General features: G+C 45.3%; 17 protein-coding genes and 1 pseudogene. 14 read left to right on the top strand and 4 right to left on the bottom strand.

What is annotated here, in order from left to right; translation table 11 throughout:
* Nucleotides 1–8 precede the first annotated feature (8 nt).
* On the top strand, nt 9–164 hold the full coding sequence (locus NLX78_RS03130) for a hypothetical protein (RefSeq protein ID WP_254349582.1): 156 nt from the start codon (nt 9–11) through the stop codon (nt 162–164).
* Nucleotides 165–386: 222 nt separating this feature from the next.
* Here the strand turns inward: NLX78_RS03130 and NLX78_RS03125 are convergent.
* Together NLX78_RS03125 and NLX78_RS03120 are read right to left on the bottom strand one after the other, a co-directional pair.
* A pseudogene (locus tag NLX78_RS03125) lies at nt 387–785 on the bottom strand (helix-turn-helix domain-containing protein); the annotation flags it as partial.
* Nucleotides 786–833: 48 nt separating this feature from the next.
* Nucleotides 834–3,068, bottom strand: coding sequence for an alpha-galactosidase (locus NLX78_RS03120; RefSeq protein ID WP_254349581.1), 2,235 nt, complete (start codon nt 3,066–3,068; stop codon nt 834–836).
* A gap of 243 nt (nt 3,069–3,311) precedes the next feature.
* On the opposite strand from NLX78_RS03120, the gene NLX78_RS03115 reads away from it, so the two are divergent.
* The 11 genes from NLX78_RS03115 (at nt 3,312) to NLX78_RS03065 (ending at nt 14,847) form a co-directional block, all read left to right on the top strand.
* Complete coding sequence (locus tag NLX78_RS03115; protein WP_254349580.1) at nt 3,312–4,151, top strand: AraC family transcriptional regulator; 840 nt, start codon at nt 3,312–3,314, stop codon at nt 4,149–4,151.
* Between the two features lie 137 nt (nt 4,152–4,288).
* Nucleotides 4,289–5,146: a GRP family sugar transporter gene (locus tag NLX78_RS03110; RefSeq protein ID WP_254349579.1), complete on the top strand. Its 858-nt coding sequence runs from the start codon at nt 4,289–4,291 to the stop codon at nt 5,144–5,146.
* 119 nt (nt 5,147–5,265) lie between these two features.
* Entirely contained in the window at nt 5,266–6,321 is a 1,056-nt protein-coding gene (locus NLX78_RS03105) for a LacI family DNA-binding transcriptional regulator (RefSeq protein WP_250268437.1), read from the top strand.
* A gap of 52 nt (nt 6,322–6,373) precedes the next feature.
* Nucleotides 6,374–7,546 carry a Gfo/Idh/MocA family protein gene (locus NLX78_RS03100; RefSeq protein ID WP_254349578.1) on the top strand — a complete coding sequence of 391 codons (1,173 nt, stop codon included), beginning with the start codon at nt 6,374–6,376 and terminating at the stop codon, nt 7,544–7,546.
* Between the two features lie 36 nt (nt 7,547–7,582).
* A complete protein-coding gene (locus NLX78_RS03095; protein ID WP_254349753.1) occupies nt 7,583–8,311 on the top strand; it encodes a ThuA domain-containing protein in 729 nt (242 codons plus the stop codon).
* Between the two features lie 49 nt (nt 8,312–8,360).
* A complete protein-coding gene (locus NLX78_RS03090; protein ID WP_254349577.1) occupies nt 8,361–9,467 on the top strand; it encodes a Gfo/Idh/MocA family protein in 1,107 nt (368 codons plus the stop codon).
* A 297-nt stretch (nt 9,468–9,764) separates the two neighbouring features.
* Nucleotides 9,765–10,802, top strand: coding sequence for an aldo/keto reductase (locus NLX78_RS03085; protein WP_250261279.1), 1,038 nt, complete (start codon nt 9,765–9,767; stop codon nt 10,800–10,802).
* Nucleotides 10,803–10,902: 100 nt separating this feature from the next.
* Nucleotides 10,903–11,475, top strand: a complete 573-nt coding sequence (locus NLX78_RS03080) for a TetR/AcrR family transcriptional regulator (protein ID WP_061828333.1) — start codon at nt 10,903–10,905, stop codon at nt 11,473–11,475.
* Between the two features lie 308 nt (nt 11,476–11,783).
* Nucleotides 11,784–12,536, top strand: a complete 753-nt coding sequence (locus NLX78_RS03075; protein WP_250261280.1) for an SDR family NAD(P)-dependent oxidoreductase — start codon at nt 11,784–11,786, stop codon at nt 12,534–12,536.
* 47 nt (nt 12,537–12,583) lie between these two features.
* On the top strand, nt 12,584–13,669 hold the full coding sequence (locus tag NLX78_RS03070) for an alkene reductase (protein ID WP_254349576.1): 1,086 nt from the start codon (nt 12,584–12,586) through the stop codon (nt 13,667–13,669).
* Between the two features lie 179 nt (nt 13,670–13,848).
* Nucleotides 13,849–14,847: an NADP-dependent oxidoreductase gene (locus NLX78_RS03065; protein WP_254349575.1), complete on the top strand. Its 999-nt coding sequence runs from the start codon at nt 13,849–13,851 to the stop codon at nt 14,845–14,847.
* Between the two features lie 192 nt (nt 14,848–15,039).
* Here the strand turns inward: NLX78_RS03065 and NLX78_RS03060 are convergent, their stop codons facing one another.
* Nucleotides 15,040–16,647 (bottom strand): mannitol dehydrogenase family protein, encoded by a 1,608-nt coding sequence (locus NLX78_RS03060; protein WP_254349574.1) that lies wholly within the window; start codon nt 16,645–16,647, stop codon nt 15,040–15,042.
* Nucleotides 16,648–17,724, bottom strand: coding sequence for a mannonate dehydratase (gene uxuA / locus NLX78_RS03055; protein ID WP_254349573.1), 1,077 nt, complete (start codon nt 17,722–17,724; stop codon nt 16,648–16,650).
* A gap of 162 nt (nt 17,725–17,886) precedes the next feature.
* Here uxuA and NLX78_RS03050 point away from each other — a divergent pair, with 162 nt between their 5' ends.
* Entirely contained in the window at nt 17,887–18,540 is a 654-nt protein-coding gene (locus NLX78_RS03050; protein ID WP_061828339.1) for a GntR family transcriptional regulator, read from the top strand.
* Between the two features lie 612 nt (nt 18,541–19,152).
* Nucleotides 19,153–19,524, top strand: coding sequence for a hypothetical protein (locus NLX78_RS03045; protein WP_165176824.1), 372 nt, complete (start codon nt 19,153–19,155; stop codon nt 19,522–19,524).
* The last annotated feature ends 235 nt before the right edge of the window (nt 19,525–19,759 follow it).

The following is a 19,759-nucleotide window of genomic DNA, read 5'->3' as shown; positions in this document are numbered from 1 at the left end:
GTCTATTAATGAAGAAATCAAGCGTATTTATCAATGGCAAGCATTCTGTATCAGCCATCTCTGCCAAGGAGGAGCGGGCACGTTTTGAATTGATCCAGCTGATGCACAACCTGGTCAAACGTCAGGCTGAGGTAGAAATCCTGCCTTTTGCTGCTTCCGAGTAGATCGGGGCCATTTCGTACAGCCCTCTCCCGCGCCTGCTACAGACCGGGGTGAGACGCTGCTGCCGAATTGGGCTTGAAGACCGAAGACAGCCTAAATAATGTTGGGGAATTCGTCGGCGTTCCAGATTTAATAGGAAACTCGCTGCGAAGTTAAACGAAGCATACCGAAAAAGGGACGACCCAAGGCCGTCCTTTTTCTTCTTCACCGATCGGTCCAGATACTCAGTCATTCATGACCTGGTCGTATTTTTCTTTCAATCGCTTAATGTCCGCTCTTGGAGGAGCACCAAACATTCGGGAGTATTCGCGGCTGAATTGGGAGGAACTCTCGTATCCGACCCTGAAAGCGACGTCTGCGGCGTCCGCCGATTCAGCTAATAAGAGACGGCGGGCTTCCTGGAGTCTCAGCTGTTTTTGGAACTGAATTGGGCTCATGGCGGTTACCTCTTTAAAATGCCGATGGAACGAAGAAACACTCATGCTGGCGGTGTCTGCAAGATCTTCGATCCGAAAAGACTGGTCCCAATTCCGGACAATATAGTCAATAGCTTCTCGGATTCGATAGGTGCTGCTTCCTTCGACTGCAATCTGAGCCAATTCGACGCCATAAGGTCCCTGCACTGGAGAAAAGAACGGGTCTTTGATCTAATTCTTCAAGTCATAATCCAATCATGAGGAAATCTCTTTTGTTAAAGTAAATAATTGAGATGAGAAATCGTATTTCTCCGCAATATTAAAATCCTGTCCCGCCTTATGAGGCGGGGTGAGTATAAGTCCAATGTTCATTAACTCGCTGCCGGTAAAACGTTGGCCCAGCTCTTCCACAAAATATACTGCCATTTCGTTCAGCCCGGCTAGCTTTAGTCGTAAATAAGCTTGATTCGGACGCGAGAGCACCTGGTACCAACCGACGAGAGCATGCTCACATTCTGCATCAATGACCATCCAGGCAGTCTCATTTTTTTCAAAGGGACTTAGCAGACGGTAAAAGGTTCCCTGTGTAATTAATCGTCGGTGACGTTTATACACTTGTATTTGTTTTTTAATTACATTGCACTCTTCTTCGGACAAAGCCAATGGGTCAAGTTCATAACCGAATATACCAAAGTAGGCGACATTGGATCTGGTTTGCAGCGGTGCAGTTCTGCCTACCTGGTGGTTCGGGATGGTTGACACATGAGCACCCATGCTGCTAAGCGGATAGGCCATGGATGTACCATACTGAATCTTCAGACGTTCTATAGCCTCACTATCGTCGCTTGTCCATGTTTGCGGAGCATAATAAAGCATCCCTGGATCAAACCGTCCTCCACCGGAAGCACAGGACTCAAACAAAATCTCAGGGTGTTCGGTAATCAGTTTCTCATATAAAGCATATACACCCAAGACATAGCGGTGAAAAAATTCGCCCTGTCTTTCCTTGCCCAGAGATAACGAATAGGCTTCTGAAATACAGCGATTCATATCCCATTTTACGTATTCGATCCGAGCAGAAGAGAGCACGTCATCCATTAACTTAAACAGGTAATCCACAACAGGCGGTTGGGAATAATCAAGAACATATTGATGGCGTCCATGCTTGCGTTGACGGCCGGGTGTTCCCACAACCCAGTCTGGATGCTCCCTCATAATATGAGAGTCGGAGTTAACCATTTCCGGCTCGAACCAAAGACCAAATTTCATCCCGAGCGCATTGATCTTCTTTGCCAAATTCGAGATCCCGTTCGGTAGCTTTTCAGGATTTTCAAACCAGTCACCTAGGGAAGAGGTATCATTGTTTCTTCGACCGAACCATCCGTCATCCAAGACAAAGAGTTCAATCCCCAGTTCACCTGCTTTTTTTGCCATATCAACTATTTTCTGCTCAGTAAAATCAAAATAGGTCCCCTCCCAGTTATTGATCAATACAGGTCGTTCCCGCTCGGTCCAACTGCTGCGAATTAAGTGTTTATTGTACAGGCTATGGTATGCTTGGCTCATGCCATTTAAACCGTTCTGAGAATAGACCAGAACTGCTTCAGGCGAATAAAAACATTCTCCTGGCTTCAGGGTCCAGCAGAATTTGTCAGGATGAATGCCGATCATCAATCGGGTAGTTGAATAGCTGTCCACTTCCGCCTGAGCAAGAAAGTTCCCGCTGTAAACGAGATTAACCGCATACACTTCTCCTTGGTGTTCCTGTGATCCAGGTTTGGCAAGCGCCAGAAATGGGTTGTGAACATGACTACTAATTCCTCGTGTGCTCCCAATCGACTGTAGCCCAGGTCTCAATGGTGTACGCTCCACATGACGTTCCCTACCCCAAGCCCCTGATAAATGAATAATTTCATATTCGGAGTCAGGGAGATCAAGACTCAGGCTCATTAGACGGTTGACTCTCAGGGGATTATTCCCGGAATTTGTTACGGATACGGATCTCGTGATCACGGGCAGTTCACTGAAGATGGTGTAAGCAAGCACGGCCACCGCTCCTGTAAGAGAATCGGTCAGCGTGATGAGGAGTGTCTCTGCTTCATGTGCTTCTTTACAAAACGTAGCTGGAAGATGGGGGATTTTAGGCTTCCCAGCGATTACCTCGTAACGATCATAAGTGAACTCCATTATATGAGATCCGTCCTCCTGTATGATCTCAATTGCCGGCTCTCGAAAGTCTCCACTTCCCGCAGAAGGAAATTCCTGCTTAATACTTTCCAACGATGTCACCAAGTCACTATCAAACTCACCGACAGACACAGGACGGTAGCTTCGCTCGATAAAACGGTCATATTGACCCAGGTACTCTACTTTTTTGCCGTAATATAAATGCTCCAATTGCCCGTTCTCCATGACACGGAAAAGATAACTGCAGTATTTGTTCGTTAAGTGAAATGTCCGTTCCTTTTGGTTAACTTGTAGACTAGCCATGTACATAGCCCCTTTCCAAATATGTCAAACCACTTGAAACCGCTATTATTGAATCAGCATAACAAAGGGAGTGATAGAAAATACATGACTTTTTTTAAGTCGAATATAGGAAAAACAAAGAACCTTACAAAAAACTATAGTTTAGAGATAAACCTTTTCTGGATATTTGTCATCCTTAACTTATGCTATACTGATAAATTAACAAGCGTAGGTTCTTTATTTGGGAAAGTGGGAAGGATGCCAATGGGCGAGAATATGATTCAATATGTTGATACGTATACCAGTTCAGAGCATAAAAATATATCAGATTTGATTTTATATAACTGTGGCACAGAGCTCTGCTTATCCAATCAGGATTTTGGACCCATCGCCCGCGATTTTAATCTGGTTCATTTTGTGCTAAAAGGACGAGGTAGGTTGGTGATTGACAACAAAAATTACGATATAGGAGAAGGACAGGCTTTTTTAATTCCAGCCAATAGGGTAGCTTATTACCAGGCGGATGAAGCCGAGCCTTGGGAGTACTGTTGGGTCGGCTTTATGGGCATTAAATCCGACATCTACCTGCAGAACATATCACTTCCAAACCAGAACCCTTATGTAATCGATATTGAAGATATTACGTTCTTTCATTCCACGATTCTTGAGATGTTGCGGATCGGAGATAACACACTTTCTTCATCGTTGGCTATACAGGGGTATTTATTCCATATTCTCGCCAAACTTGTGCACGACTTGGGAGAAACGATGTCGGTAAAGGAGCAGCTTCCTTATTCGGTTCAAGCGATAAACTTTATTGAGAAAAACTACATCAGCGGCATCCAGATTAGTGAAGTAGCGGAGTACCTCGGTCTACATCAGAATTATCTGACCTCCGTTTTCAAACTTGAGACTGGTGAAACGCCTAAACAATATCTGATAGACCTTAGGATTAAAAAAGCGTGTGAACTGCTGCAACATACAGACTATTCGATTCAGGTCATATCAAATTCGGTCGGCTATACCGATCAATTGACCTTTTCGCGAGCTTTTAGAAATGTAATGAGTATATCTCCCAGTGCGTATAGAAAACAATTTCTTTGATTTTGCTATATTAATCTATAAAAATATTTGTATTTAGAAGCGATTTTTTTTGCTATCGTAAAACTGTAGTTTTTTTCCTGCATAGCTTATTTAACAATTGTAGGAAGAGTACTTTTTACGAGAGGAGAATTCCGCGCGTGGATTTCATTATTGCTTTTATTCCAGCCGTTGGCTGGGGAGTTATGCCGATATTGGCACATATAACAAAAGCCAGTCCCCGAGAACAGCTGACAGGTACCGTTATTGGTGCTGTGCTGTTTGCCCTGTGCTTGTATATCATTCACCCTACCTCATTAGCACCGATTCATTTTGTGGTAAGTTTTATATCTGGTATTTTCTGGGCTGCTGGACAATTGCTTCAGTTTCAAGCTTTTCAAAAAGTAAGCGTATCGATCGCCATTCCTGTGATTTGTGGTCTGCAGTTGATAGGGACGACGCTATTTGCCGCACTTATTTTGGGTGAATGGATAACAGGGTACCAATATGGGATAGGCGTTGGTTCTCTTCTGTGTATATTGGCAGGGGTTCTGTTAACCAGCTATCAGGGCAAGTCTGCTGGGTTGTCCAAGCCTTTGCCGGTACCCATTATCATAATGTTGGTTTGCTCGGGGTTAGCGTTAAGTAGTTATGTCGTTATTAATCAGTTCTTTCATATATCGGGACTATCCGTCATTCTGCCGCAATCGCTCGGTATGCTATGCTCAGCCATGGTCATGAACCTGAAGGGCAAAAAGCGGCTACGATTCTCTCTGGTGGTTCGCAATTTACCTACAGGATTGGTTTGGAGCATCGCGAATCTAGCATTATTTATTTCCAACGGGCTGATCGGCATGGCGGCTAGTTTTCCAATCTCTCAAGCGAGCATTGCGATTGCTTGTGTTGGCAGCATTTTAATATTTAAGGAAAAGAAGAGTCCAAAGGAATGGATAGGCATACTTGCGGGAATTACAGTACTTATGATTGGAGTAGGAATGATTAGCTTGCTCAAGCCTTAAGGAATCGAGACCCTTTCCTTTGAGTAACGAAAAGAGCTTATCCATCTATGGGGTACGCTTTTTGGGGATTGACAGAGGTATGGCTGCATGAGAAAATGTACGCGCGTACATAAAATGATTTGGAGGTGGGTAATATCGTTTCGCGCAAGGAAGTAGCAGAACTTTCCGGCGTGTCTGAAGCGACGGTATCTCGGGTCTTGAATGCAGTAGGTCCTATCAAAGAGGATACGCGGAGAAGGGTTCTGGACGCAGCTAATCAGCTTGGATATGTACCCAGTGCGCTGGCTCGTAACTTTGCCCGAAGTAAGAGTGGCCATCTTGGTGTAGTTATGCCTTATGTCCCGAAGGCGCACCTGTTCTCAGCCTATTTTTTCTCTGAGATGCTGAGCGGTATCGGAAACAAGGCCAGAGACAGCGGGCTCGATCTGCTTCTATTGTTCCGAAAGCCGGGGGAACGGATTGATTACAGTAGTCTTTTCCGCCAGCAAAGAATCGATACCTGTATCATCCTTGGAGCCAGGGATGACCACGATGAGGAGGAAGCTCTAAAGAGACTTCAGGAAGAAGGACGTCCGTTCTGCGTCATGAATCACCATTTTGAAGGGCAATCGTTCTGTGAAGTGGATGCAGACCATGTAGAAGGCAGCCGGGCGGCTGTAAGTCACCTCATCGAGCAGGGATACAAACGGATTGCCTTTCTCAACGGCCCGGACATCTATTCCAACAGTACTGAGCGATTGAAGGGTTACCGTAACGCGCTTCAGGAGGCCGGTATTGAATATGACCACGATCTACTTCTGGAAGGCAATTACAGCCGTCGAAGCGGGCTCGAAGCCTCAGCTACAATCGCAGACAAATTGAATGATATTGATGCTGTATTTGCGGCGAACGACCGGATGGCCCTAGGGGTAATGCAGGGTCTCCGTGAGCGCGGACTGGCAGCAGACCGGTTTCCGGCGTTTGTAGGCTATGACGATTCGGATGCGGCTGAGATGGCTGTTCCGCCGCTAAGCAGTGTCCGCGTACCTTTTTATGAGATGGGGGAGCTTGCAGCCTCGAAGCTTATACCCGATTCTCTGAATCTTATTCCAGCCCTGGAACTAACCGGGCGCGACTCGATAAGAGAACTCCTGTCCACAGAGCTGATTATCAGGGCGTCATCCATTCGTCCATAACACCATTCGTCAAAAATTCGTTGAAACTCAGACCCATAAGGAGGATCACGACATGTCTAATCGTCTTCGTATCGGAATGGTTGGCTACAAATTTATGGGCAAGGCTCACAGCAACGCTTACCGTAGTCTACCTATGTTCTTCCCAGATGCCCCGCTGCAGCCAGAGATGTCCGTTATCTGTGGACGCAACGAGCAGGGGGTTCAGGCAGCTGCCCGCCAGTACGGCTGGACCGAAAGTGTTACGGATTGGCGTGATCTAGTGAAACGTAACGATATTGACCTCATTGACATTAACGCCCCGAGTAATGCCCATAAGGAAATTGTCGTTGAGGCAGCCCTCCATGGCAAGCATCTATTCTGTGAGAAGCCACTTGCGCTCTCGCTGGCGGATTCACGTGACATGCTGCAGGTAGCAGAGGAAGCAGGGATCAGACATATGGTAGGCTTCAACTACCGTTTTTCTCCGGCTGTCCAGCTGGCTAAGCAGCTAGTCGAGAGCGGACGCCTAGGCAAAATTTATCATTTCCGTGCCTTCTTCCTTCAAGACTGGATCATGGACCCGTCCTTCCCCCTGGTATGGCGGCTGCAAAAAGAAGTGGCCGGTTCTGGCTCTCATGGTGATCTTGGCGCCCATCTGATTGATCTCGCTCGCTTCTTGGTCGGCGAGTTCCATGAAGTGATCGGCATGAGCGAGACATTCATCAAACAGCGCCCGTTGGCTTTGGAGATGAGCGGGTTGAGCTCCAAAAGGAGCGCTGAAGCAAATGCTCCGATGGGAGAAGTGACAGTCGATGATGCCACGTTGTTCCTGGCACGCTTCGCCGGAGGAGCGTTGGGCAGCTTCGAAGCCACACGTTTTGCTGCCGGACATCGGAGCACAAATTCATTCGAGATCAACGGTAGCCTAGGCAGTGTACGGTTTGACTTTGAACGAATGAACGAACTGGAAGTGTATTTCACACAGGATGAGGAGGACGTTCAGGGCTTTCGCCGCGTACTCGCCACCGATCCGGCACACAAGTACTCCGAAGCCTGGTGGCCTGCAGGACATACGATTGGATTCGAACATACCTTCACCCATGAGATGCTTGAGATGTTGAGTGCCATCTCTGAAGGACGGCAACCGTCGCCGAATTTCCACGACGGTGTTGCTTGTCAGGCTGTGCTTGAAGCGGTAGAACGATCCATAGAGGAACGCCGCTGGGTATCCATTGAAGAAATGTAGTATAACAATACATTCCGAAAGGTGAGTGGATTACAGATGCGCAAGGCACTGATTGTATGGGGTGGATGGAACGGACATGAGCCGGAGCAGGTGGCGGCCATTTTTGAACGCATTTTGAAGGAAGAGCAGTTCGAGGTGGAAGTGTCTAATACCCTGGAAGCCTACCAGGATGCTGAGAAACTGCTTGACTTGGACCTGATCGTTCCAATGTGGACCATGGGACAGATTGAGCAGGAACTGGTCAATAATGTCTCAGCTGCGGTTCAAAGCGGCGTAGGTCTCACAGGCTGCCATGGCGGCATGTGTGATGCCTTCCGGAACAACGTGGACTGGCAGTTTATGACAGGCGGGCAATGGGTTGCGCATCCCGGCAATGACGGCGTAGAGTACATGGTGAACATGAAGCGCGGCTCCAGCCCACTTCTAGACCATATTGAGGATTTTCAGGTCAAAAGCGAGCAGTATTACCTCCACGTAGACCCGGCAGTTGAAGTGCTGGCAACCACACGCTTTCCGATCGTACCAGGCCCTCATTCAGCCAATGGGCCAGTGGATATGCCCGTTGTATGGACGAAACGCTGGGGGAACGGCCGCGTCTTCTACAATTCGCTGGGCCATCACGCAGATATCATAAATATGCCTCAGGTGACCGAGATGATGCGCAGCGGGTTTCTGTGGGCAGCAGCAGGCAAACAGGCGGTGGCCACCCGGGGCAGCTCTCTGGCAGAGGCTTATACAGGCATGACAGACAACCAACAGCGGTAATAAAAGAATGCCATTATCCATTTTTTCTGAAGAAGAAGGGAGTCTAGGCATGAACAAAATGAAAGTAGGCATTATCGGGTGTGGTAAAATTAGCGGAATTTACATGGAAAATTGCCATCGTTTCGACATTCTGGAGCTGTACGCTGTAGCGGATCTGGACCAAGGTCGGGCAGAGGAGCAGGCGGTAGCGTTCAACGTTCCGCATGTATATTCGGTAGATGAGATTTTGGCTGATCCGGAGATCGAACTCATCATTAATTTGACCATTCCGGGCGTTCACGCCGACGTATGTCTCAGAGCTCTTGAGGCAGGCAAGCATGTCTATGTGGAGAAGCCACTTGCCGTCACCCGTGAGCAGGGGCAGGCTGTCTTGGATCTTGCTCATCAAAAGGGACTGCTTGTCGGCTGCGCACCAGAGACCTTCTTCGGTTCCGGTATACAGACATCATTGAAGCTGATTGAAGACGGAGTCATTGGGAGTCCGGTAGCCGCTACGGCTTTCATGATGATCCGTGGACATGAACATTGGCATCCTGATCCTGAATTTTATTATGCAGTCGGCGGCGGTCCAATGTTTGATATGGGCCCTTATTATTTGACGGCTCTGGTGCAATTGCTGGGTCCGATTGCTGCCATTTCGGGCATGACAAGCAAGGCGATGGATCAGCGAACGATTACGAGCGAGAAAAAGAGAGGCCAGACCATTCCGGTCGATATACCGACCCATGTGGCCGGATTGCTGCGTTTCAAGCAGGGGGCTGTCGGTACGCTCATTACCAGCTTTGACATCTTTGGTGGAAGCACTCTGCCACCGATCGAGGTATACGGCACTCAGGGGACGCTACAGGTGCCTGACCCGAACAAGTTCGGAGGACCAGTTCGCTACAGGCTGCTAGGCGAGCAAGAATGGACAGAGGTACCGCTGCTGCCGGGCTACCAGGAGAATACACGGGGCATCGGCGTTGCCGATATGGCTTACGCTATCCGCAGCGGACGGCCTCACCGCGCTAGTGGTGAATTGGCTTATCATGTGCTGGAGGCGATGTGGGCGTTCCACGATTCCTCCGATCAGCAGACCTTCTATCCCATGCAGAGCACATGTCTGCGCCCGGCGGCTTTACCGGAAAACCTGCCCTTGTATACGTTAGATGCGTAAACTAATGTAATTTTTACATCCCGCTTTGGATGTTCATTACTACTGAAAAGAAGACTTCAGCTCCGTTTTGACCGCGGCTTTGGAGTCTTCTTAGTTCATTTTCAGGAAGGATCTTAATTTCGGGCATAAAATCATTCTTTACCGATCATTCTAAATATGTTATATTGTTGGCGTAGGAGGAATACACGGATAAGAAGCCAAGAGTTATGAGGAGTGGTGTGAGATCTTGCCGTGAACTCTTCTACGAATATTAGAACGATCATTCTAATTAGCAGATGGAGAAGGGATGGATTGAACATGGAATATCGTGTATTAGGAAATACAGGCCTTAAAATAAGCAGTTTTGCATTAGGTACAGGTACTTTTGGTTTTTGGGGCAACAATACGGAGAAAGAAGCTGCAGTCATGTTAGATGAGGCTTTGGCTGGAGGCATTAATCTGATCGATACAGCGGATGTCTATTCAAGTGGTCAATCCGAAGAAATTCTGGGTCACATCCTAAAAGGACGCAGACAGGAAGTTATTCTAGCCACGAAAGGCGGAATGCCCATGGGCAGTGGGCTTAATCAATCCGGTAACTCAAAATATTGGATTAAGCGTGCAGTAGAGGGAAGCTTGAGAAGGTTGCAAACGGACTATATCGATTTGTATCAACTACATCAGCCAGATCTCCATACTGACATTGAAGAGAGTCTTGATGCACTTACGGACCTGGTTCGTGAAGGGAAGATTCGCTATATTGGTACATCCAATTTTCAGGCATGGCAAGTGACCGAAGCACAATGGACTAGCGAACGCAAAAATACCGCACGCTTTGTATCCGAGCAAGCCCCGTATTCCATATTGAATCGAAGCATCGAATTCGATTTGCTTGCTGCAACCGTTAAATACGGAATGGGCGTAATGGTTTGGAGCCCACTTTCGGGTGGTCTACTAACGGGAAAATACCGCTCGGGAGAAGCTGTTGCCCCAGATTCAAGAGCAGCAAGTTCTCTAGGGAAGCTTTCAACTGTTGTAGATCCGAATCGAGAAGAAAATCGCATCAAGTTCGAAGCCGTTGCTAAGCTCCAAACCCTTGCAAATGAAGCAGGATTAACTTTGCCACATCTTGCCATGGCATTTACACAAGCTCATTCGTCAGTTACTTCTGCTATAGTGGGGGCAAGAACAATTGAGCAACTTCGTGAAACGTTAAAAGGCAGCGACATCCGATTAAGCACTGATATCCTGGATGCGATAGATGCTATCGTTCCGCCAGGAGTAACCCTGGATGCCCTGGAAAAAGGATGGACGCCTGATTGGTTACAAGCAGACAAACGAAGAATCCTGGGTTAAATATATAGATAGACCTCATACCTGTAATGTATTCACTTTTTTTAAATCTAGTTTGCCGATCCTTCACTACATTGTATAATGATTATTCGAGGTGATGACGATGGCAAGATCAAAAGAATTTGAAGTTAATGAAGTATTAGATAAAGCAATACACCTGTTTTGGGCACAAGGATATGAGAAAACTTCAATGCAAGATTTGGTTGAGTTTATGGGCATTCACCGAAGAAGTATCTATGATACCTTTGGGGATAAGCATGCCTTATTTATGAAGGCTCTCGAACGATATGAAACGAAGCAGACCAGCAAAATGAGGTTTCTGATTGAAAAACAAAAACCGATCAAAGAATTAATTCGGGAGTTGTTTGAGGCGACAGTAAGAAATGAAGGAGAACCTCTAGGGTGTTTTCTCGTGAATTCAGGCGTGGAACTCGGCGTGTTGGATCCTGAAGTTGCATCCTTAGTTGATGAGAGTTATTCGCGAACTGAGGAACTCTTGACTAACCTTGTTCTGAAGGGTCAACAATCGGGTGAGTTCAAGGCTGACTTGGATCCTGTAGTTATTTCTCATTATTTAATGAATGCGTGGTTAGGGCTACGTACGTTGGTTAAGACAACAACGGATCAGCAAAAATTAAAGAATATTATTGATGTGACACTGACCGCTTTAGATTAAAAGTGGAATTACAGCATGACAGGCAAAAGGAGTCACCTAAATGGAGGACTGTTTGTTTCCGTGATACAAGTTTTTTCTTGTCCCTTTAATGAAAGAAAGAACTTGTATCTTATGCCTCATACAAGTCAAGGAATACCGCTCCAAAATTAAAATTTTGGTCATAAAAAAATTATTTACTGTTCGTTCTAAAATTGATATGCTAATAGCAAGTTAAATCTAACTTTTTTCACCCTAATAAGAATGATCGTTCTAAAATTATCTTTAAAACTCATTTACACTAATCTGCATGTTATGAAGGAGAGAATATTATGAAGTATACAGTTATTACAGGAGCAAGTTCAGGGATTGGATATGAAACGGCATTGGCGTTTGCTGCACGTGGCAAAAACTTAATCTTGGTAGCTAGAAGATTGGATAAATTAGAAGAACTCAAATCAGCAATTCTGGATATGGATCCTACTATAAATGTTATTGTTCGTACAAGTGACCTGTCTGTTACAGACCAGGCCTACACACTATATAACAATTTAAAGGAATACCAAATTGAGACCTGGATTAACAATGCGGGGCTCGGTGAAGCTTCTTTTGTAGCAGAACAGAATTTAGATAAAGTTGAAACTATGCTACGTGTTAACATTGAAACCTTGACGATCCTTTCTACACTATATGTACGAGATTATGCTGATGTAGAAGGAACTCAGTTAATTAACGTCTCATCCGCACTCGGATATGCCATTGCTGTTGGGAGTGTTGCTTATTCTGCATCTAAATATTACGTTAGTGCCTTCACAGAAGGCCTTGCAAAAGAACTAGAAATGAAAGGTGCAAAACTAAAAGCAAAGGTTTTAGCACCATCTATAACGGAAACGGAATTCGTGAAGAAATCATTAGATACTGAAGAATTTGATTACAAAGCAAACATGCCTAAGTACCACACTGCCAAACAAATGGCGGGCTTCATGGTGGATCTTTATGATAACAACGAAGTGGTAGGTATTGTAGACCAGAACTATGATTTCAACCTGAGAGGCCAAATCTATCCAATCATTTCAGAATTTTAAATTCAATTCATATATCCTTGAATACATTAAAAGAGGAGAGTATCCGAGTGAAAAAGTTGTGGAGTAAAACAAACATTGGAACAATGGAATTACCTCATCGTTTAGCCATGGCACCAATGACACGTAGTAGATCGCAAGAAGATGGTACACCGGGAGAGCTAACTTCCCTTTATTATGCTCAGCGTGCATCAATGGGACTCATTATTACAGAGGGTACACAACCTTCTGATGATGGCCAAGGGTACTTATGGACACCTGGGATTTATACGGATAAACATATTGAGGGATGGAAAAAGGTGACCGATGCAGTGCACGAAGCAGGTGGATATATGTATATCCAGTTAATGCATGCTGGTCGCATGTCGCACCTTGATAATACACCACATCATCGCCAACCTGTTGCGCCATCTGCAATCGCGCCCGGTGTAGAAATGTTTACTGCTAAAGGTATGCAGGACATCCCCGTTCCTCGTGAGTTAAGTAAAAAGGACATACAAACTACCATTGCGGATTTCCGCAAAGCAGCAGCAGCGGCTATCAAAGCAGGCGCGGATGGCGTTGAAATTCATGGAGCCAATGGTTATCTGATTAATCAATTTATCGGAGAAAACTCGAATATACGGACAGACGAATATGGGGGATCTATAGAAAATCGTGCTCGCTTCGCGATTGAAGTAACGAAAGCCATCGTCGAAGAAATTGGAGCTGATAGAACAGGCTTCCGTATTTCGCCAGGGACACCTCTTGGTGGGATTCAGGATGGTGAACAAGGCCCTGAACTTTATCGCTACCTTGTAACGGAATTAGCTCAATTGGATTTAGCTTACCTTCATGTTATGCATCTTGGAAATGAAAAGCTGCTCCAAGACATTCGCTCAATCTGGACGAATCCATTGTTAGTCAATCGTGCTGGACGGGCTCTGGAAGATCTTAGCTTGGATATAGAAAGTGGCCTTGCTGATTTGGTGCCTGTTGGTGTATGGTCATTAGCCAATCCAGATTTAGTGGAACGACTTCAAAAAGGTGCGCAACTAAATGAAGCAGATCCGTCAACATTCTTTGGTTTGGGGAGTAAAGGTTACACGGATTATCCTACGATGGAAGAATTTGAATCGCAAAAGGGTCTACAATAACATAAAGGCTGAAACATGGCGTACAACTGAAAATTGTGCGCCACGTTTTTAGTCTAAGATGTTTGATGTTTTCAAAAAAACGCATTTAGTAAATAATGGTATAGCGAGCGGGTCAACCTAAAAACTCGATTGCGTTCATGGTTATGCTATCTCCAAATTAGCAAAGGAAGAGGATGAATATGAGAGCAGCACAAGTACAGAGATATTCAAAAATAATCCATGTGGAATTAAATGATGTAAACATACCACAGATCAATAGCCGTGAGGTACTTGTCAAAGTAAAAGCTGCAGGTGTAAATCCACTGGACATTCTTAATCTGAATGGCAGTGTTCGGATGATTGCCGACTATAAGTTGCCATTAACTTTAGGGAATGAACTATCTGGGGTTATTGAAGCTGTTGGTGATGATGTTTTGAATTTTAAGGTTGGTGACCCTGTTTATACGAGGTTGCCGCTTAATAAAATCGGTGCTTTTGCTGAGTATGCGGCCGTAAATGAAGATGCTTTATCCATCATGTCTGAAAATCTATCTTTTATTGAAGCTGCTGCTGTACCCCTTACTGCCTTGACTGCTTATCAAGCATTGCACGATGTACTCCATGTCCAGCCGAATAAAAAGCTATTCATTCCTGGAGGAACCGGAGGATTTGGCGCTATGGCAATCCCCATTGCCAAATCACTGGGATTATTTGTTATTACAAGTGGAAGTGAAAGAGGCAGATCACGTATACTGTCGATCGGGGCTGATCAATTCATAAATTATAAGGCAGAGAATTATGCTAACATACTGTCCGATATCGATTATGTGATCGACACCTTGGGTACCAAAGAGATCAAAGCTGAACTGGGTATTTTAAAACCACAAGGGAAATTGGTATCATTGAAAGCCGGACCTAATTATCGCTTTGCGGTTGACAATCATTTTCCGATGTGGAAAAAAGCATTGTTTGGTCTAGTGGGTGCTCGCTTAGATTCTTTAGCACGTAAGAATCAAAATGAATATCGCTTTTTATTTGTGCAAGCCAATGGAAGTCAATTACAAGAAATCACTAAACTTGTTGAAAAAGAAAATATCAAGCCCTCTATAGATTCAACTTATACGTTTGATGACATTAACAAAGCGTTGATTAAAGTGTCAACGGGCCACTCCCAAGGCAAAGTGATTGTGACCTTCTAAGTAATATTACATTTTTCATGATACTAGAATGTTTATTCTACTATTTGTTTCTAAAACGTGCATTCTAGCGAGTTAAAAAACGGTATTCGCGGGTGAAGCAACCCGGGATTTGATTATTTAAAGAATTGGTTCTCATTAATGCAATCCCCCTGACTAAAGTTTCTGGCAGGGGGGATTGCATTAATGTAAGTTCTAGTTCACATACTTCTCTATCGTGCTTCGGACTGCTCCGGGACCTGCCAGCATTTCATAAAACATGGCTTCAATCTTTTCGCCCAGACCAATTTTATATAATCGGACACCGAACAGTTTGTCATCCTCGAGGAGGCAGCGAACCTCGGAGGTCTGATCGCCCAGCTTCGTATTCTGCAAATATCCCTGCAACGTATCCAGTAACGGGTCCGGACTGAGTGTGAAGGGTTCTCCTTGATCATCCACTCCCAGCAAATAGCGACACCAGATCGCAATGGTCAAGGGGATAGCAGTCAAGTTCGTAGGATCAAGCCCTGCTGTGCTAGCATAAGACTTTATGGTTTCCCCAAAACGGATGCTCATCTTTTGAGACGTATCTGTTGCAATCCGCTGTGGCGTATCCGGAATATAGGGATTGGCGAAGCGTTCCTGCAATACTTCGTCAATAAATGGTTTCGGTTCGATAATTCCGGGATCAATTACAACAGGTAAGCCTTCCTTGTAGCCGATGGTTTCCACCAGACGACGCAATGCCTGATCCTTCATTTCATCTGCAATGAGCTCATACCCAAGCAGACACCCAGCGAGGGCCAGCGCTGTATGCAGCGGATTAAGACAGGTAGTGACTTTCATCTTCTCCACTTTGTCCACCGTATCCCGATTCGTGAAGATGATGCCAGCTTCCTCCAGTGCAGGTCTCCCGTTCGTAAACTTGTCTTCAATGACCAAATACTCGCTAACCTCAGCATTGACAAAGGGAGCCGTATACGTATGCCTGGAGGTAACGATCATCTCCATGTCAGCTAACCCCAGCTTCCGAAGAGCAGACTGTACTTGCAAGGAAGGGCGGGGGGTGATTTTGTCAATCATGGTTAGGGGGAAGGTTATTTTCTCCTCGTTTTGCAGATAGTCTGCAAATCCTTCCTCTACCAGGCCTCTGCGAGCCCACTCCTTGGCGATGGCAATCATACTATTCTTTAACAAATCGCCGTTATGGGAGCAATTATCCATGCTCACAAAGCTCATTGGATGCCGCCCCCTCAGATAACGCCGATAGGCAAGCGAAGTAGCCATGCTCATCACATGCATCGGCTGTTCAGGACCATTCGTCAAATCCCTCTGCACAACAGTCAGATACTTGCCGTCGGGCCCGGTCAGGGCGTATCCTTTTTCCGTGACAGTAAAGCTGGCCATCTGCAGGGACGGATTCTCAAATATTTCAATCAGACGGAGGTAGTCGTCTGGACGATTTTGCTCTGCTGCGAGTCCCTCAACAATGCTTGCGACCACGCTCTTGTGAAATCTTCCGTCTGCACTCATCAACACCAGTAAGGTTAGATTGTCGTAAGGCTTATAGGCTTTGTCGATCATTTCAAAATCAAAGGCTTCGGCCGCAATAATACCTGTATCCGCTTTCAAGTTATTCAGCAGTTGTTGCTGCGCATTGGCTATCAACCCACGAAAAATATTGCCTGCGCCGAAATGCACCCATTGCGGTCTAACTCGGGTGTTATTGGCTACAAGCTCCAGATCATATTTCGGCAGTTCAATGCCTGCTGCTCGCCAGGCTGCTTTGTCTGAAAGGCCTTTCCGGTCAAGTTGGAGCATTTATTTCACTCCTTTGCCTTGAGAGAGACTATCCCAGACACCAAGTAAGTACATAACCCCCAGTGCACGGTCATACAAACCGTAGCCAGGTCGACAATTCTTTTCTTCCCCCCATAGATGTCTGCCGTGATCCGGGCGTACATATCCCTGATAGCCGTTCTCGTGATAAGCTCTAACTACTTCCGGTACATCGACGCTTCCGTCCTTCCCGCGGTGTGACACTTCAATAAAGTCGCCATTCTCAAACACCTTGACATTACGAATATGCGCAAAATGAATACGATCATGAAACTCTCGAATCATGGTTGGCAAATCATTCTCAGGATTGCTCCCCAGTGACCCGGTGCAGAAGGTCAGACCATTATATGGGCTGTTCACTGCATCTAGGATGCGCTGGATGGTCTCACGACTACGGACAATTCTCGGCAATCCGAAGATGGGCCATGCCGGATCATCAGGATGAATGGCCATCTTGATGTCAACCTCTTCGCAGACCGGGATGATGCGCTCAAGAAAATACTTCAGGTTGTCAAACAACTTGTCTTCTGTGACATCCGCATAAGCAGCAAAAAGTTCATCCAGTCTCGCCAACCGTTCCGGTTCCCAGCCAGGCATGGTGAATTTCCCAGCTCCCTTGAGAATCCGATTTACCATTTGGCGGGGATCATCGGTAATGGCAGCCTTTTCATAAAAGAGGGCATTGGACCCGTCAGGCAGTTCCTTGTACAGCTCTGTTCTGGTCCAGTCAAAGACAGGCATAAAGTTATAGCAAATCACCTTAACTCCCACTTTGGCTAATTTTCGAATGGTGTCGATATAAATGTCAATATATTGTTCGCGGGATGGTAGGCCGATTTTGATATCATCGTGGACATTTACACTTTCTACGACCGCCGTACTAAAGCCCTTGCTCGAAATCTGATCAGCTACCTCCTGAATTCGCTCCATTTCCCATACTTCACCGGCTACCTTATCATGTAAAGACCATACAATGCCCATAACTCCCGGAATTTGCCGGATATGATCCAGTGTAATATTGTCGTTGCCTTCCCCATACCATCTCCAGGTCATATTCATAACGATACCTCCCTGATTATATTTCATCTGTCTTGTATACAAGATTGAGTTGATCATAAATTATAGGGTTTGTTCTTGTCAATGATAATCTCAGAGGAGTCCGTCACCTCAAAATGCTTTATAATAAGTCTACTAGATTTATAAAGTGAAGGTAGGAATGATATGTTTACAAAAGAAGAAATCATGCAACTGTTGAAAAAAGATATTTTGTCACTGACCTTAAAGCCGGGTACTCTTCTCAGCGAGACGATTTTGTCAGAACGCTTTCAGCTGTCCAGAACTCCGCTACGCGATGTATTGAAGTGGCTTGCGCTTGAGTCCTACATTGATATTTATCCCAAAAAGGGGAACATTGTGTCCTATATTGATCTGGAGTCCGTTGAACAAATCATTTACTTAAGAAGCGCATTGGAAAAGGAGATTATGAAGGAGCTTTCTTCGCAAATTGCATTAAGCGATGTACAGAAGCTGAGCGATATTCTGGACAGACAGAGAGCTGTGATTGAAGAAGATCATGCTACGGATCAATTTCTCAGTTTGGATGATCAGTTCCACCAAACCATGTTCCAATTGGTGGGGCGAGGGTTTCTTTGGCAGCTCATTCAGCAGTCGAATGTTCACTATATCAGATATCGCAAGCTGCATATGCTGGAAACAGGGAAGCTGATAGGCATCTGGCATGAGCACCAAGCTATGCTTGAATCCATGCTGAATAAGGAAACAACTAAAATGGATGATCTGGTTCATCATCATCTCAGAGAGGATATCCATTCGCTCGATTTTCTTCGGAAGTTCGCTGATTATATCAAGAAATAAGGCAGCTAGCTCAAATTAACATCTATGAATATTAAAGAAGTGAGGAATTCATGGGGCTGTTCCACAAGTTGGATATGTCGGTGAAAGAGAGGGTAAGAAATGCGAGACTGCAGCAAAATTTATGGGCGGAAACGTGCTGGCTGTGTCATTCCGTTTTTGCTCGTGAGTATTGTTATATACCCTCAGGCGGGGTCAAACTGGAGGAATCATCATAGGAGTTTTCGTCCTTGTATACATGATAGGTGAAATCCTCCTTGAATACACTCTATGTATCATGAGCTATCCCGATCTTTTGACAGACTCGCAATTTAAATTCATAAAAAATCAATTGTACATGGAGATGTATAATGTTCCGGCTGTTTACCCAAATTCAATTTAATTTATTTGAGCGAGGGAGCATTATAAATAGTTTGGGGAGTAAAAGTTCTTAAGGCTTGATTCGTATAGAATGAAAGAGTAGTCGGGTATATTGTTTTACGCAACCGCTCACCGGGGAACTTCCTCAACTGCTGCATCAAAAGAAAAATTATTTACAATTTAAAAAATACTGAAATATTTCCATGATGTAAGTGAAAAATGCCGACCGATTCTAGATTATAAGGGGGGAACGATATGTGCAGATATGCAATGTACGGCCCATATAAAGATATATTTGCATGCTTTACCTGCAGGAAGGTATATAAGCAGACATCAAGGTTTGAAATGCCGAAGGATGAATATGAACGGATTGTCCATGTCTGTCCGCAATGCCAGGCATCCATGCATGACATGGGTCATGATTTTCAGGCCCCCAAGCAAACGGATATCAAGCAGTGGAAAAAGGTAGAGCTACTATATCAACAAGGATACGCTTACCACTCCTGCGGCTGCGGCGGCCCCGGGTACAGACCCTCTCGGCTGTCGAAGGTACCTGAATTTCTGGAGAACCAGCGAACGTTCGAGAATAAGGGAGAGGCGCTGCTGTACCGGCTTTTGCAAAGCTAGTTGACTCGGGCTAATTATTAACATGTGAGATGAAGTGTATTATAGAAACTTATATGTTTTCCCATTTTCCAAGTGCAAAGAAGAGCAGCCCGGAAAAAATATAAGAGGTTCACTATACGTGCTTCGTTCGCTGAACTAACGGGCAGGTTAGCTCAATAAGAACCGGACGCCACTTCAGGATTTCTTTAGGCTGCATAGAACCGATATGGAACTATGCAGTAACTGAGTTCAGCCC

The organism is Paenibacillus sp. Lou8.1 (genome assembly GCF_024213565.1).
GTDB lineage: Bacteria > Bacillota > Bacilli > Paenibacillales > Paenibacillaceae > Paenibacillus > Paenibacillus polymyxa_B.
The sequence above is the reverse complement of the archived record's forward strand: the minus strand, read 5'-3'. Positions and strand labels throughout refer to the sequence as shown.

Excerpts from the sequence above, each read along its gene's own strand:
- NLX78_RS03085 (WP_250261279.1), top strand. The coding sequence starts at position 9,765 with ATGGAATATCGTGTATTAGGAAATACAGGCCTTAAAATAAGCAGTTTT.
- uxuA (WP_254349573.1), bottom strand. The coding sequence starts at position 17,724 with ATGAATATGACCTGGAGATGGTATGGGGAAGGCAACGACAATATTACA.
- NLX78_RS03115 (WP_254349580.1), top strand. The coding sequence starts at position 3,312 with ATGGGCGAGAATATGATTCAATATGTTGATACGTATACCAGTTCAGAG.
- NLX78_RS03100 (WP_254349578.1), top strand. The coding sequence starts at position 6,374 with ATGTCTAATCGTCTTCGTATCGGAATGGTTGGCTACAAATTTATGGGC.
- NLX78_RS03065 (WP_254349575.1), top strand. The coding sequence starts at position 13,849 with ATGAGAGCAGCACAAGTACAGAGATATTCAAAAATAATCCATGTGGAA.
- NLX78_RS03075 (WP_250261280.1), top strand. The coding sequence starts at position 11,784 with ATGAAGTATACAGTTATTACAGGAGCAAGTTCAGGGATTGGATATGAA.
- NLX78_RS03095 (WP_254349753.1), top strand. The coding sequence starts at position 7,583 with ATGCGCAAGGCACTGATTGTATGGGGTGGATGGAACGGACATGAGCCG.
- NLX78_RS03080 (WP_061828333.1), top strand. The coding sequence starts at position 10,903 with ATGGCAAGATCAAAAGAATTTGAAGTTAATGAAGTATTAGATAAAGCA.
- NLX78_RS03120 (WP_254349581.1), bottom strand. The coding sequence starts at position 3,068 with ATGGCTAGTCTACAAGTTAACCAAAAGGAACGGACATTTCACTTAACG.
- NLX78_RS03060 (WP_254349574.1), bottom strand. The coding sequence starts at position 16,647 with ATGCTCCAACTTGACCGGAAAGGCCTTTCAGACAAAGCAGCCTGGCGA.
- NLX78_RS03090 (WP_254349577.1), top strand. The coding sequence starts at position 8,361 with ATGAACAAAATGAAAGTAGGCATTATCGGGTGTGGTAAAATTAGCGGA.
- NLX78_RS03045 (WP_165176824.1), top strand. The coding sequence starts at position 19,153 with ATGTGCAGATATGCAATGTACGGCCCATATAAAGATATATTTGCATGC.
- NLX78_RS03130 (WP_254349582.1), top strand. The coding sequence starts at position 9 with ATGAAGAAATCAAGCGTATTTATCAATGGCAAGCATTCTGTATCAGCC.
- NLX78_RS03050 (WP_061828339.1), top strand. The coding sequence starts at position 17,887 with ATGTTTACAAAAGAAGAAATCATGCAACTGTTGAAAAAAGATATTTTG.